Source organism: Solwaraspora sp. WMMD792 (assembly GCF_029626105.1).
Lineage (GTDB): Bacteria > Actinomycetota > Actinomycetes > Mycobacteriales > Micromonosporaceae > Micromonospora_E.
Map to the genome: position 1 here is coordinate 5,419,107 of NZ_JARUBH010000009.1, position 13,274 is coordinate 5,432,380.

Sequence of the window (13,274 nt, forward strand, 5' to 3'; positions counted from 1 at the left end):
GCTACCAACCCAGATCGCTCGCCGTATCCGGTTCCACGGAGCACCGTGTGAACCCTGACCAATCACTCATCGGAGATCTCGTGTCCTCACGTCCAGATTCCACGGTCGTCGACCGGCAGTCCGCGAGCGCGCTGTCAGCCAGTGTTGATGACGCTGCGGCTACGCTCGTCGGTGCCGTCAAGCGGTACGGCTCCGGCCGGTCGGCCGTCGTCGCGCTCGACGACGTCACCATCGCGTTCCCCACCGGGAAGTTCACGGCTGTGATGGGCCCGTCGGGTTCGGGAAAGTCGACGATGATGCACTGCGCCGCCGGGCTGGATCAACTGACGTCGGGCCGCGCATTCGTCGGCAGCACCGATTTGTCGACCCTTCACGATCGCGAGTTGACCAGGCTTCGCCGAGAACGGATCGGGTTCGTGTTCCAGGCGTTCAATCTCGTGGCTACGCTCACGGCCGAGGAGAACATCTGCCTGCCGATGACGTTGTCCGGGCGCCGGCCGAGTGCCGCGGTGCTCGATCAGGTCGTGTCGCTGCTGCGCCTCGGTGATCGCATGCGTCATCGGCCGACGGAGCTCTCGGGTGGGCAGCAACAACGAGTCGCCGTCGCCCGAGCGCTGGTCGCCCAGCCTCAGGTGATTTTCGCCGACGAGCCCACCGGCAATCTCGACACCCGGTCCGGCCAGGAGATCCTCGGATTCCTGCGATCAGCAGTAGACCTGCATCACCAGTCGATCGTGATGGTCACGCACGATCCCAACGCCGCTGCCTGGGCGGACCACGTCGTGTTCGTCGTCGACGGCCGAGTGCACGACGTGATGGATCACCCGTCGGCCGATTCGGTGATCGACGTGATGAAGGGTCTGGCGCGATGAGCCAGATGATGATACGGAGTGCGGCTCGAAGCGTGCTCGCGAGTCGAGGTCGCTTCGTGCTGACGGGCACGGCGATCACGCTGTCGGTGGCGTTCCTCGTCGCGACGCTGGTGCTGTCCGACTCGATGCGTGGCCGAGCGGCCGATGACATCGCCGAAGCGTTGGCCGGGACGGACGCCGTGGTGCAGGGCGTCGTCCTCGGCGAGCCCGGCGGAGGGCCCGGAGATCCGGAAAGGTCGGTTCAGCGATCACTGGATCCCGACATCACCGAGCGCGTGGCTACGGTCGATGGCGTCGACGGGGCAGCCTCGCAATGGGTCGGCTTCGCGAAGCTGGTCGTCGACGGATCGTCAGTCGGAACCGGTACGGCGAGCGACGTCGGTCGCAACTGGGTCGCCGACCCGGCGCTCAATCCCTTCCGGCTCACGAGCGGGCGAGAGCCGATCGAGGCCGGCGAGATCGTGATCGATCGGTCCCTCGCCGGTGACGCAGACCTGGCTCCGGGCGACGTCGTACAGGTCCTGACCACGACGGGGATACACGACGCGACGATCACCGGTGTCGCGACGTTCGCGTCGGCGGACGCGGCGCCGCTGCAGCGAACGGTGCTGTTGCCCGACGCAGCGGTGTCCGCCTGGCTCGACGCCGCAGCGCCGACGGAGGTGCTCGTCAACGTCGCGGAGGGCGCTGACCACGCCGAAGTGCTCGACCGATTGTCAGCGCTGACTGATGCCGAGGTCATCGACGGGCCCGACCACATCCGGACGATGCAGGACGCCGCGACGTCACCGCTGCAGTTCCTGACCGTGTTCCTTCTGGCCTTCGCCGTGGTCGCGGTGTTGATCGGTGTGACGATCATCTTCAACACGTTCACGCTCACCGTCGCCCGCCGCAGGCGGGAATCGGGGCTGCTGCGGGCGATCGGTGCGCAACGACGCCAACTGCTCGGCGCAGTGGTGATCGAGGCGGCGCTCGTCGGGACGATCGCCACGCTCGTTGGCCTCGTGTGCGGGGTCGCGGGAGTGGGCGCGCTGCGCTGGCTCGTCGGACTCTCCGGGATCACGTTGCTCACTGGGCCGTCGATCGTGAGCACCACCTCGATCGCGGTCGCCGCGACCGTCGGTATCGGCGCGACGATCCTTTCGGCATGGATCCCGGCTCGCCGCGCGGCGGCGACGCCGCCGATCGAGGCGCTGCGCGAGAGCGCGGCGGAACCCCGGCTCGTGAGCCCGGCGCGAACCGCGAGCGGGCTCGTGTTCGCCGCAGTGGCGATCGCTGGAGGAGTTGTCGCTGTGGTGCGCTCGAACGCGACGTGGGTCATGCTCGTCGCGTTCATCGTCCCGGCGCTCGTGCTGTGCGGCCCGGCGATCGTGACCGCCGCAGCGCGTGGGAGCGCTCGGGTGGCCCGCCGCGTCGCCGGTGTGGGTGGCTCGATCGCAGCGGGCAACCTGGCTGCGAGCCCTCGTCGATCGGCGTCGACGGCGCTCGCGCTCATGCTCGGCACCGCGATGGTGACGATGTTCGCGGTCTTCGCGAGCTCACTGACGAGCGCGGTCGGGACGGACGTTCGGGACGGACTGCAGGCGGACGTGGTGGTCACGTCGGCGACCGCCGACTTCGCGACGATCGACCCCACCCTGGCCGGCCGGATCGCAGAGCTGCCCGACGTCGACGCAGTCGCTGCGCTGTCCGTCACCGAAGGAATCGTGGCAGGCAAAGCCGAGGCGATCGGCGGCATCGACCCGACGACACTGCCCACCACGTTCGACCTCGACCCGATCGCCGGCGACCTCGCCGACCTGAGCGAGGGGGGCGTGGCCGTGGTCGGCGACGACCCGACGCTGCTCGGCGGCACCCTCGTGATCGAGTTCGAACGCTCGACACTCGAGGCGCCGATCGTCGCCGTGGTCGCGAGGAGCACCGGCGGTTTCGAGGCCCCTCTGTACTTCGTCGACCGTCGGACACTCGACACCCTGGTCGGTCGCCTGCTCGACGCTCGGTTGTTCGTCGACCTCGCCGACGGAGTAGGCGCAGACGCCGACGAGGACGTGCGGGCGCTGGTCCGAGCCACGCCCGGGTCGTTCTTCGAAACTCGGTCGGAACACGTCGTCAGCAGCGGGAGCGGAATCGCCGCGTTCCGGAACTTCATCGACGGGATGCTCCTCCTCGCGGGCTTCATCGCGCTGCTCGGGGTCGCCAACACCACGGCGCTCGCGATCCATGAACGCTCCGGGGAGCTCGGGCTGCTACGAGCGGTCGGCACGACTCGCCGCGAGTTGCGTCGGATCGTGCGGCTCGAGGTGGCGCTCCTGTCGTTCGTGGCAGCATCGATCGGCATCGCCGTCGCAGTCGGTCTCGGCTGGGCGCTGATCGACGTCGCCGGTGGCGCGGAGATCCCATCCGTCGTCGTACCGTGGCCCCGCCTCGCGGCAACGCTCGTCGTCGCGGTCGCAGCCGGCGTCGCAGCCGCGGCGTGGCCCGCGTTCCGGGTATCCCGGGTACCCGTGCTCAGCTGGCCGGCCGGGACCGCTGATGCCGCAGGTCCTGCGCCTGGACCGGGCGACCCTACGGATCAGAAGGTCAGGGGTTCGGGTCCCTGTGGGCGCGCGAGATCAGTAGGGGTCTGGGATCTGGAACCGCCGACTTTCAGGACCGGATCAGGCACCCAGCCGCAAATAGGTCCGTACGCCGAGCAGCACCGACAGGACGCTGATCGCCAGGGCGACCAGGACCGTCGAGAGTACGGTCAGGCTGAGCACCTCGCCCTGAAACGCGCTGCGCATCCCGTCCACGATGTACCGGAACGGGGTGAGCCGGGAGACGAGGTCCAGCCAGCGGGGGGCGAACGACATCGGCAGCAGCACCCCGGACAGCAGCAACAGCGGCATCAGGCCGGTGTTGAGCGTAGGCCCCAGCGTGTCCTCGCTCCTCACGGTCAGCGCGAGAGCGCAGGACAAGCAGGCCAGGCCCAGCGACAGCAGCGTGACCACGCCGAGAGCCACCAGTACCCCCGGTACCGACGCGCGCAGACCCAGCGGCAGCGCCACCACGATCAGCAGGACCGCCTGGACCACCAGCAGCGCGACGTCCCGCAGCACCCGGCCGAGCAGCAACGCCGCCCGGCTCACCGGAGTGACCCGCAATCGCTCGATCACCCCACCGCGCCACTCGGCGATCACACCGAATCCGACGAAGGCGGAGCCGAAGAGGCAGAGCTGCACGAGCACCCCCGGCACGTACGTCTGCCAGGCGCGCTCCGGAGCGACGCCGGTGATCGACAGGGTGCTGGTCATCAACGGGCCGTAGAGCACCAGAAAGGCTATCGGTTGGGAGAGCCCGATGGCGATCCACAGCGGGTTGCGCAGGGAGATGCGCAGGTGGCGCTGGAACACCAGGATGATGTCAACGAGCAGGGACATGATCCGCCCCCTCGGCGGTCGGGATGGGTGAAGGCCGGCCCTGCGGGTCGTCGCGCAGTTCCCGGCCGGTCAGGCTGAGGAAAACGTCGTCCAGGCTGGGACGTGCCAGTTGCAGGGCACGGACGTTGAAGCCAGCGCCGGACAGGGTGGTGATCACGTCGGTGATCCCGTGCTCGCCGTCGGCCAGGATGATCTGGATATCGCCCGCGCTCGTCACCGCTGCCTGTCGGACGCCCGGCAACCCGGCCAGGAGCCGCTGGCCGGCGTCCGGATCACCGGTCACCTCCACGGTCAGCATGTCCGCGGCCAACTGACGCTTGAGGTTCGCGGGGGTGTCCTCGGCGACGATCCGCCCGTGGTCGATCACGAGGATCCGGTCGCAGAGCGCGTCGGCCTCGTCGAGGTAGTGGGTGGTCAGGAAGACGGTGGTGCCGTTGTCGTCGCGTAGCCGGCGGGTGTGCTCCCACAGGTTGTTGCGGCTGTGCGGATCCAGGCCGGCGGTGGGTTCGTCGAGGAAGACGAGCTGCGGATCGTGGACCAGGCCCAGCGCGATGTCCAGGCGGCGGCGTTGTCCGCCGGACAGCGAGCCGACCGACCGGGCACCCAGCCCGCCGAGGTCCAACTGTTCGAGCAGGGCGGCCACCCGGCGTCGCGCCGGTGCGGCGGCGATCCGGTAGAGGCGCGCCTGTAGGAACAGTTCCTCCTTCACCAGGGCGTTGGGGTCGGTACCGCCGTACTGGGCCACGTACCCGATCCGGCGGCGTACTTCGCGGGGGGCTGTGGCCAGATCCGCGCCGACGATGCGGGCCGTGCCGCTGGTTGGGCGCAGCAGCGTGGTGAGCATCCGCAGGGTGGTGGTCTTGCCGGCACCGTTGGGCCCGAGGAATCCGACGATCTCGCCGGGCTCGACCCGCAGGTCGACCCCTCGGACCGCCGCGACGCTCTGCCGGCCGGCCCGGAACGTACGGGTAAGCCCGTTCGCCTCGATGATGGTCATGTCCCTGCCTCGCTTCCCGCCGCCGCGGACCGGCCGTTGCCCTCGGCCAGCACTGGCAGCTCCCGCCACGCCTGCGGATCGGCCGGATCGGCGGGGGCGCCCGGGTGCAGGACGTAGTGGTGTGGAGTGATCGCCGTGTATGAGTCGGCGAGCCGTCGCAGGCAGGCCAGGTGTGCCTGCGCGGGGTCGGTGATCCCGTCCGCAGCCGCCAGGTGGGCGATGATCGTCGCGCCGTCGGGCTCGTCCCCGCCGACCACGAAGGCCCGGGCAGGTCCGGTTAGCGCCGCCCGCAGCACCCGGTTGACCTCGCTGAGCTGGATCCAGCTGTGGTCGACGAAGTGCCAGTCGCCGTCGCGGGCGAACGGCTCGATGCCCGCGATGTCGCCGACGTCGTCCAGCGGGACGTTGCCGGTGGCCGCCGTGGCGAGTACCCGCTCGGTGCCGAGCAGCAGCGCCTCCATTTCCGCGTCGGGGAGGTGTCTGTTGTCACCGGTGATGAGTTCCAGGATCAGCGCCTGCTCGGTCCGTACCAGGTGAAACAGGAGCAGATTGGTGAAACCGGCCGGTGTCCACCAGTCGATGAAGGTCTCTGCTGTGGATACCTTCGGCAGGTCCGGCGGGGCGTTGCCGGAGATGTTGTTGAAAACGCCGTCACGGATCATCGGCATGCCCCGCTCGTGTGCGATGTGGTCATGCTCCCGCTGCAGCGCGTCGGCGTCGAAGACGCTGTTCCGGTTGGCCCGCAACAGCGCGGTTCCGGTGTGCCGCACCAGCGCGTCGTAGTCCGGCTGGTCGACCTCAACGCTGATCAGACCGTCCTGCGCCACGGTGCCGACATAGTCTCGGGGTCGCATGCCGAGCCGGTTGGCGGCGGGGGAATAGAGCACGACGTGCCGCTGGCCGCACCGGGTGGCGAGCACTGCGGCGAGCGCGGCGATCACCGCCATGGCCCGGCTTGCACCGGTACGTGCCGTGATCCGGTCCAGCGCTGCGGCTGCCCGTGGCGAGTAGAGGTCCGCGCTGCGCGGTGCGAGCGTCGTCGCGCCGCCGTCCTGCGCCGACGACTCGGCACCTGCGGCGCGCAGGGGCAGCACGCAGCGGGGGCGGCGCCACAGGATGCTCGACCAGTACCGCAGCGCCGCGTCGGCCTGCCGCAGGCCCTGCGGCGACCGTTCCCGCGCGGCCCGGTCCAGCGGCTGGTGGGGCGGCTCGTCCTCGTCGGTCGCGGACCCGGCGAGCAGCTCGGTGAAGCGCTCGCCCAGCACGGTCAAGCTCACGTAGTCGGCGGCCATGTGCGAGTAGACCGCGACCGCCGCGTGCACCAGATCCCCCTCGACCGCCACGGCGAACCGCAGTGGAAGATCCCTGGACAGGTCGAACGGGCGCTCGCGCAGCCGACTGATCAACTCCCGGGGCAGCGCCGTCCTGTCGGGTTGTGCCGGCCGCTGGTGTACCTCGATTGACAGTTCGACGGTGCCCGCCACACGCTGCACCGCACCGTCCGGCCCGTCGTGGTACGTAGTTCGCAGCGACTCGTACCGCCGAACCAGCGCGGCAAGGGCGGCGCAGGCACGCTCCAGTGAGGTCCCCGCCGGCACGGTGAAGATCCACTGAACCAGGCTGAGGAAATGGTCGTCGGAGAGGGCGGAGATCCATTGCAACGTGTTGGCCTGGCCCAGAGTCAGCGGGCCCTGAGCCTCGCGGTTGCCGTCGACCCGCAGGTGGACGGTCCGGACGGTCTCGCTCGGGGCGGTCATTGGTCAACCTCCGTGGATGCGCGGCCGTCACCGCTGGCCAGCACCGGCCGGGTACGCCAGGCCGCCAGGTCGGTGAGGTCGGCCGGAGCCGAGTCGTGCAGGACGTAGCGGTGCGGGGCGACCACGGCGTACCGGCCGCCGAGGCGAGCCATGCACGCCGCATGCGCCTGGCGCGGGGTCCGAACCCCGTTGGCGGCGACGAGGTGGGCGGTGAGCAAGTGCCCGTCACCGTCCGGTTCGGCGCTCGCGTAGGCCGGGGTTTCCAGTGCCTCGCGTAGCAGTGCCTGGACTCCGCTGAGCTGCACCCAACTGACTCCCACCCGGACCCAGTCGCTGTCGCGGGGCACCGGGGTCAGCCCACTGAGCTCGGGTACGTCCGCCAGACACACCTGCCCGGCACCGGCGGCGACGAGGACACGTTCCATCCCCCGCAGCAGTCCGGCGATTTCGGACCGGGGTACGTGTCGGGCGTCGCCTGTGCTGAGACCGAGCACGACGGCCGGCTGGACGCTGATCAGTTGGAGCACGAGGCGGTTGGGAAAGGGCGGCGTCGGCGTCCAGGTGAGGCTGCTTTCGCCGGCCCCGGACATGGGCGACCAGCGCAGGTCGGGGGGATCCAACGCCGGCAACTGGACATTGGCCGCCTCGCCGGCACCCGGGGGCAGGTGGGCGCTGATGTTGTTGAAGACGCAGTCCCGGCTGAAGTCCATGCCCTGTTCCTTGTTGATCTTGACGGCCTGTGTCACCAGATCGGCCACGTCGAAAATGCTGTTGCGGTTGGCTCGCAGCATGGCCGCACCGGTCCGCCGGACCAGGTCGTCGAAGTTCGGTCCGGCCACGTCCACCACCACGAGGCCGTCCTGGGCCAGCGTGCCGACGTAGTCGCGCAGACGGGCGGTGAACCGGTTGCTCGACAGCGAGGCAAACACGCAGCGGGACTGGTCGACTCGCACCGAGACCACGGCCGAGAACGCGGCCAGCACGGCGGCCACGGGTCCGGCCTGGGTCCGCGCGGCGATCCGGTCGAGGGCGGCAGCGGCAGAGGGAGAGCGCAGGGCTGCACTGGCTGGGCCGTCCTCCCTGCCGCCGGTCGGCGGCAACGCCATCAGACACTGGGGCGCCTGGCGCAGGTGCCCGGTCCAGTACCGCAGGGCCGCGTCGGCCCGGCGCCGCCCGCGCGGCGAGGCCTCCTCAGCCGCCTGGTCGAGCGGCTGGTGTCGGGCTGCCCCGACCGAGCGGTTGCCGACGGTGCCGATCAGCTCGGCGAACTCCCGGCCCAGAATGGCCATACTTCCATAATCGACTGCCATGTGGGAATAGATCGCAACAACCGAAACCACCTTATCTCCGGACAGTGCCATCGCCAAACGTACGGGCAGTTCGTTGGCCAAGTCGAAGGGCTTCTCGCGGAGCCGATCAATCATCCCCTGAGATACCACATTCGGGTCGACAGAGGTATTGACCTGGTAGATTTCGGCCGCGAGCACCCCGCTGAGCAGGACGCGTTGACGCATCTCCCCGTCGACTTCGTGGAACGTCGTACGCAGCGACTCGTGCCGGGCGAGGAGGATGGCGAAGGCATCCACAACGTCCGCTGCGGGGGTGCCGGATGGCAGCGGTAGCTTCCACTGAAGCGTGGCCATCGGGTTGGACACGTCTGCCCGCATCCACTGCCAGGTGTTTCTCTGACCGCAGGTGAGAGGCCCTTCACCGGCTCGGAGGCCGGCATACGCGATCTCCATCCGGTCGGCCAGCGTGGGACTGGACATCGTGCCTCCCGTGCGTCGGCGGTCCACGTCACTGCCGCCCCACCCTCGCCCGCACGGCACCGTTGTCGGTAGTCGGGAAAACCCCATTGTTATCCGCCCCCGGGAGTCAACCCGGCCCGTACGTCCCGTTCGGTATGGATTCCCGAGGGTTTGGCGACGAATTGCCGGCAAGCTCTTATATTGTCTGTCATGAATGACTATCGAACGCTTCAATCTTTTCTTCTTGCCTTTTCCCAGCCCTCGGGATCCTGGGGATTACCCCATTGCTAGCGCCATGATCGGCTTTTAACGTAGTGACGTCTGACGATCAGAAAGATCGGGGAGATGCTCTATGACCTCGCTGGCACCGATCCGGTCCGATGTCGTACTGCGTCGGATGGAGGCATACGCGCCGGAGCGCTCGGTCACCGTGGAGGAGATCGCGACAGGGCTGGGGCTCAACCGCTACCAGACCCGGCTGTTTCGCCGAATCCGCGGGCTGGACCGATTGCGCATCGACCCCGACCTCGGGCTCTTCGACCTGGTCCGCCCGCCCGCCGAGGCGCTGCTGGCTAGCGTCGACGAACGCGACCGCATCCGCTACCTGATCTTCGCGCACACCGCGCAGGACCTCACCCCGACCAATCTGATCGCGGCCGACGGGCTGCGTGAACGCCTCGGCCTCACCAACGCCGAGGCGTTCGCGGTGACCCAGCACGCCTGCGCCAGCGGCTTGCTCGCCGTCGAGGTCGCCGGCGAGCTGCTGCGCGCCGACGGTGAGCCGGACGCGCTCGCGCTGGTGCTCACCGGCGAACAGCCGTTCACCAGGGCGATCCAGGTGCTCTGGAACACCTCGATCATCGGCGAGGCATCCTCCGCCTGCCTGATCGGCCTTGGCGGTGCGGGCACCCGGGTGCTGTCGTACACCTCACGCACCGTGGGTGAGTTCTTCGACGGGTACCAACTCGCCGGGAAGGCACTGCACCGCTTCGGCAGCACCTACCACACCTACCTGGCAGAGGTGATCCGGGAGGCGCTGGACGCCGCCGCGCTGGAGCTGGACGACATCACAATGGTCATCCCCCACAACGTCAACGTCTCCTCCTGGGTCACCATCTGCGCCACGCTCGGGTTGGATCGGGACCGTGTCTTCCTGGACAACGTCGGCGAATACTCGCACTGCTCCTGTTCGGACCCTTTTCTCAACCTCGCGACGCTCGCCGACCGTGGCGCACTGGTCGAGGGAGGCCGCTACCTGGTGACCGCCGTCGGCCTGGGCGCCACCTACTCCGCCATGGTCGTCGAATGCGCAGGGAGTTGAGCATGTCCACCCGATACCTGCGTACGCTGAAGCGGGCCCTGACCGACTCGGCGGACACGCCGCTGGTGCTGTTGTGCAATTTCGAGGCCGAGGCGCAGTGGGCCCGAGGCCACGTGGGGCTGCCGGCGCCGCCAGCGGGTGCCACCCGTCCGCTGGTCGCCGCGATGGAGGAGTTGGGCGTACTGCTCGCCGGGACGGGCGATGCGATCGTGCTCAGCCGTCCACTCGACCCCGACTACCGGGACTACCTGACGCAACAGGGCCTGGCGTTGCCAGACGTGCTGGTGCCCGAGAACAGCCGACCCGAGCGCTCCACCACCGCAAACGCGCTCGACTCGCCGGTCTTGCTCGATCGTCTGCGCCGGCTCGGTGCGGCCGGCGCCCGTGTCCTACCCATGGGAACCACCGCGGACGAGGAAGAGCTGGCCCGCCGCTGCGGTCTCCGCCTGGCCACACCGGACTCCACTGTGGTAGAGCAGGTGAACAGCAAGATCTACGGTCGACGACTGGTTGAGGCGGCCGGCCTGCGGCCGGTGCCCGGAGCATGCTGCGAAACCCGGCAGGAACTGGCCGACGTGCTGGCCCAATACCGGCTCCGGTTGGAGTCGGGGGAGCCGCTGGTCGTCAAGGATGCCTACGGCGTCTCCGGCAAGGGACTGCTGGTGCTGGAGAACCCCGGGCGGGCGGCGCAGTTGTTGCGCATGGTGGACCGTCGGGCCGCCCGCACCGGCGACGACCGGATCCACGTGGTCGTCGAGGAGTGGTTACCCAAGCGGTGCGACCTCAACTACCAGGTCACCATCGCGCGGGACGGGCGGGCCGGGCTCGACTTCGTCAAGCAGGCGCTCACCGCGCAGGGTGTGCACCAGGGCCACCTGATGCCGGCCGAGTTGAGCGCCGAACAGTACCGGCAGATCGAGTACGCCGCCGGTGAGGTCGCGTCCCGGCTGCACGCCGATGGTTACCACGGCGTGGTGGGTGTGGACGCCATCGTTGGCGCCGACGAGACGGTCTACCCGGTGCTGGAGATCAACGCACGGCTGAACATGTCCACTTACCAGGGCGGGGTCACCGAGTTGTGCCAGCCACCCGGGGCGGTCGCGCTAGCCCGGCACTACCCTCTGCGGCTCGCCGCGTCCCTGGAGTTCGACGCCGTACGTCAGGCACTGACCACGGTGAGCGCCGCCCGGGACACGGAGCAGGTGCTGGTCACCTGCTTCGCCACCGCCAACGCCAACGCGCTGCTGCCTGTCGGCGCCGGCAGCCCGGCGGATCCGTTCGACGGCCGACTGTACGCCCTGCTGGTGGCCGCTGACCGCGACCGGCTCAGCCACCTCGACCGCGCGGTGCGCGCCGCCGTCGCCACCCTGTCCGTTCCGGAGGAGAGCCATGACTGAGCCGGCCATCGAAGGCCACACCGTCCAGGGCGTGCCCGTCGCCGAACTGGCCGACCGGTACGGCACCCCGCTGTACCTCTACGACGGTGAGGTCATCCGCGAGACGTACCGGCAGCTTCGCGGACTGCTCGACACGTCGGTCGAGATCTACTACTCGCTCAAGGCCAACCCCAACATCAGCATCTGTTCGTTGCTGCATTCCCTGGGCGCTGGCGCCGAGGTCTCGTCCCTGGCCGAACTGGTGACCGCCCGCCGGGCCGGGGTGCCGGCGAGGGAAATCATCTTCCTCGGCCCGGGCAAGTCGGCGGCGGAGCTGGCCGCCTGTATCGAGCAGGGCATCGGTGCGATCGTGTGCGAATCGATCGAGGAGGTCCACGCCGTCGACGCGATGGCGGGTGCGCTGCCCCGCAACGCAGGCGAGGCGGTACGGGTCATGTTGCGGGTCAACCCGGCGTTCGTCACCAAGGGATCGCGGCTGGCCATGGGGGGCAAACCGCGGCAGTTCGGCATCGATCAGGAACTGGTCGCCGAGGCCGGCCCGGCCCTGCGGGCGCTGCGCCACGTACGGATGATCGGCCTGCATGCCTACATGGGCACGCGCATCCTCGACGCCGCTGACATCGCGCACAACACCCGCAGCGTGCTCACCGCGGCGGCGGACCTCGCCACCGCGCTGGACCTGCGGCTGGACGTCGTCGACGTCGGTGGCGGCTTCGGCGTCCCCTACTTCGACAACGAGTCCCCCCTCGACATCGAGGCGGTGGCCGACGGCGTCAATTCCGCCGTGGCGCGGTTCCACGACGAGCACCCCCACACCCGGATCATCACCGAGCTGGGCCGCTACCTGGTCGGCGGGTCGGGGACCTACGTGGTCCGCGCGCGCTACGTGAAAGCGTCGCGAGGCGAGTGGTTCGTCGTCGCCGACGGCGGCACCAACCACCACATGGCGGCGGTCGGTATCGGCAGTTTCGTCAAACGGAACTTTCCCATCCGGTCGCTGAGCCGACCCACCGACCCGCCCGCGCGGGACTACACGGTCACCGGACCGCTCTGCACGCCCAACGACGTCGTCGGCAAGAAAGTGCCGCTGCCCGAGGTCCGCCCGGGCGACCTGATCGGCGTCGAACGCTCCGGCGCGTACGGACCCAGCGCCTCGCCGGTGCACTTTCTCAGTCACGGCCATCCGTCGGAGGTGCTCGTGCTCGACGGCCTAGCGCACCTGGTCCGCCGGGCGGACACCGTGGAGGACCTGCTCCGGCCGCAGAATCTCGTCGTTCCCGCCGCGCCGGTCCCGGGCACGCCGGCGCTGCCGGACCGACCGTCGGCTGCTGCCGTGCCGACGGTGCCGGACCCGCCGTCCATCCCGGTGCCCGCCGGACCGGCGGCCACCTGACCCGTCCAGTAGCCGTCGATGTGACCGCCGCCGGCTCAAGCAGTCCACGCCGTGTCACCCCGGTCTGCGGACCGGGTATCCCGAGAGGAAGAACCCATGGAACGTAACGAGATCGTCGAGAGCATCCAGGCCGCGCTGACCGAGGTGCTGATGCGTGACTCCGGCCCGCTGTCCGAGGGCACCCGGCTCTTCGAGGACATGCACCTCGACTCCACCGCCATCCTCGAACTACTCATGGCACTGGAGGACAACATCGGCATCGAGGTGGACCCGGAAAACCTGAACATGGACGACTTCCGCACAGTGGGCACCCTGACCGACTTCCTGGAGCGTGCCCGCAAGGTGAGTTCCTGACCGCCACGCCCACCGC

General features: G+C 69.3%; 9 protein-coding genes. 6 read left to right on the forward strand and 3 right to left on the reverse strand.

The annotated features are described in order from the left end of the window. Positions 1-131: 131 nt before the first annotated feature. Together O7629_RS25275 and O7629_RS25280 are read left to right on the forward strand one after the other, a co-directional pair. Positions 132-872, forward strand: a complete 741-nt coding sequence (locus O7629_RS25275) for an ABC transporter ATP-binding protein (protein ID WP_278174678.1) — start codon at positions 132-134, stop codon at positions 870-872. Further along, positions 869-4,369, forward strand: coding sequence for an ABC transporter permease (locus tag O7629_RS25280; RefSeq protein ID WP_278172258.1), 3,501 nt, complete (start codon positions 869-871; stop codon positions 4,367-4,369). Before O7629_RS25275 ends, O7629_RS25280 begins: the two co-directional genes overlap by 4 nt. On the opposite strand, the gene O7629_RS25285 is transcribed toward O7629_RS25280, so the two are convergent. Genes O7629_RS25285 through O7629_RS25295 form a run of 3 tightly spaced genes read right to left on the reverse strand, consistent with a single transcriptional unit; the run spans position 4,275 to position 8,814 of the window. Continuing rightward, the gene (locus O7629_RS25285) at positions 4,275-5,282 is read right to left on the reverse strand and encodes an ABC transporter ATP-binding protein (RefSeq protein ID WP_278174679.1); all 1,008 of its coding nucleotides are present in this window, start codon (positions 5,280-5,282) and stop codon (positions 4,275-4,277) included. The genes O7629_RS25280 and O7629_RS25285 overlap by 95 nt on opposite strands. Positions 5,283-5,284: 2 nt before the next feature. Beyond that, positions 5,285-7,045, reverse strand: coding sequence for a condensation domain-containing protein (locus tag O7629_RS25290; RefSeq protein ID WP_278172259.1), 1,761 nt, complete (start codon positions 7,043-7,045; stop codon positions 5,285-5,287). Beyond that, positions 7,042-8,814 carry a condensation domain-containing protein gene (locus O7629_RS25295; RefSeq protein ID WP_278172260.1) on the reverse strand — a complete coding sequence of 591 codons (1,773 nt, stop codon included), beginning with the start codon at positions 8,812-8,814 and terminating at the stop codon, positions 7,042-7,044. Before O7629_RS25295 ends, O7629_RS25290 begins: the two co-directional genes overlap by 4 nt. A 331-nt stretch (positions 8,815-9,145) precedes the next feature. On the opposite strand from O7629_RS25295, the gene O7629_RS25300 reads away from it, so the two are divergent. From O7629_RS25300 to O7629_RS25315, 4 genes are all read left to right on the forward strand, one after another. After that, complete coding sequence (locus tag O7629_RS25300) at positions 9,146-10,114, forward strand: 3-oxoacyl-[acyl-carrier-protein] synthase III C-terminal domain-containing protein (protein WP_278172261.1); 969 nt, start codon at positions 9,146-9,148, stop codon at positions 10,112-10,114. A gap of 2 nt (positions 10,115-10,116) precedes the next feature. Further along, positions 10,117-11,511, forward strand: a complete 1,395-nt coding sequence (locus O7629_RS25305; RefSeq protein WP_278172262.1) for an ATP-grasp domain-containing protein — start codon at positions 10,117-10,119, stop codon at positions 11,509-11,511. Then, entirely contained in the window at positions 11,504-12,904 is a 1,401-nt protein-coding gene (locus tag O7629_RS25310) for an alanine racemase (protein WP_278172263.1), read from the forward strand. The genes O7629_RS25305 and O7629_RS25310 overlap by 8 nt, the downstream gene beginning before the upstream one ends. Before the next feature lie 96 nt (positions 12,905-13,000). Further along, on the forward strand, positions 13,001-13,258 hold the full coding sequence (locus tag O7629_RS25315; RefSeq protein WP_278172265.1) for a phosphopantetheine-binding protein: 258 nt from the start codon (positions 13,001-13,003) through the stop codon (positions 13,256-13,258). The last annotated feature ends 16 nt before the right edge of the window (positions 13,259-13,274 follow it).

Coding starts and splice junctions, on each gene's coding strand:
- O7629_RS25280 (WP_278172258.1), top strand. CDS start 869: ATGAGCCAGATGATGATACGGAGTGCGGCTCGAAGCGTGCTCGCGAGT.
- O7629_RS25295 (WP_278172260.1), bottom strand. CDS start 8,814: ATGTCCAGTCCCACGCTGGCCGACCGGATGGAGATCGCGTATGCCGGC.
- O7629_RS25310 (WP_278172263.1), top strand. CDS start 11,504: ATGACTGAGCCGGCCATCGAAGGCCACACCGTCCAGGGCGTGCCCGTC.
- O7629_RS25305 (WP_278172262.1), top strand. CDS start 10,117: ATGTCCACCCGATACCTGCGTACGCTGAAGCGGGCCCTGACCGACTCG.
- O7629_RS25290 (WP_278172259.1), bottom strand. CDS start 7,045: ATGACCGCCCCGAGCGAGACCGTCCGGACCGTCCACCTGCGGGTCGAC.
- O7629_RS25300 (WP_278172261.1), top strand. CDS start 9,146: ATGACCTCGCTGGCACCGATCCGGTCCGATGTCGTACTGCGTCGGATG.
- O7629_RS25315 (WP_278172265.1), top strand. CDS start 13,001: ATGGAACGTAACGAGATCGTCGAGAGCATCCAGGCCGCGCTGACCGAG.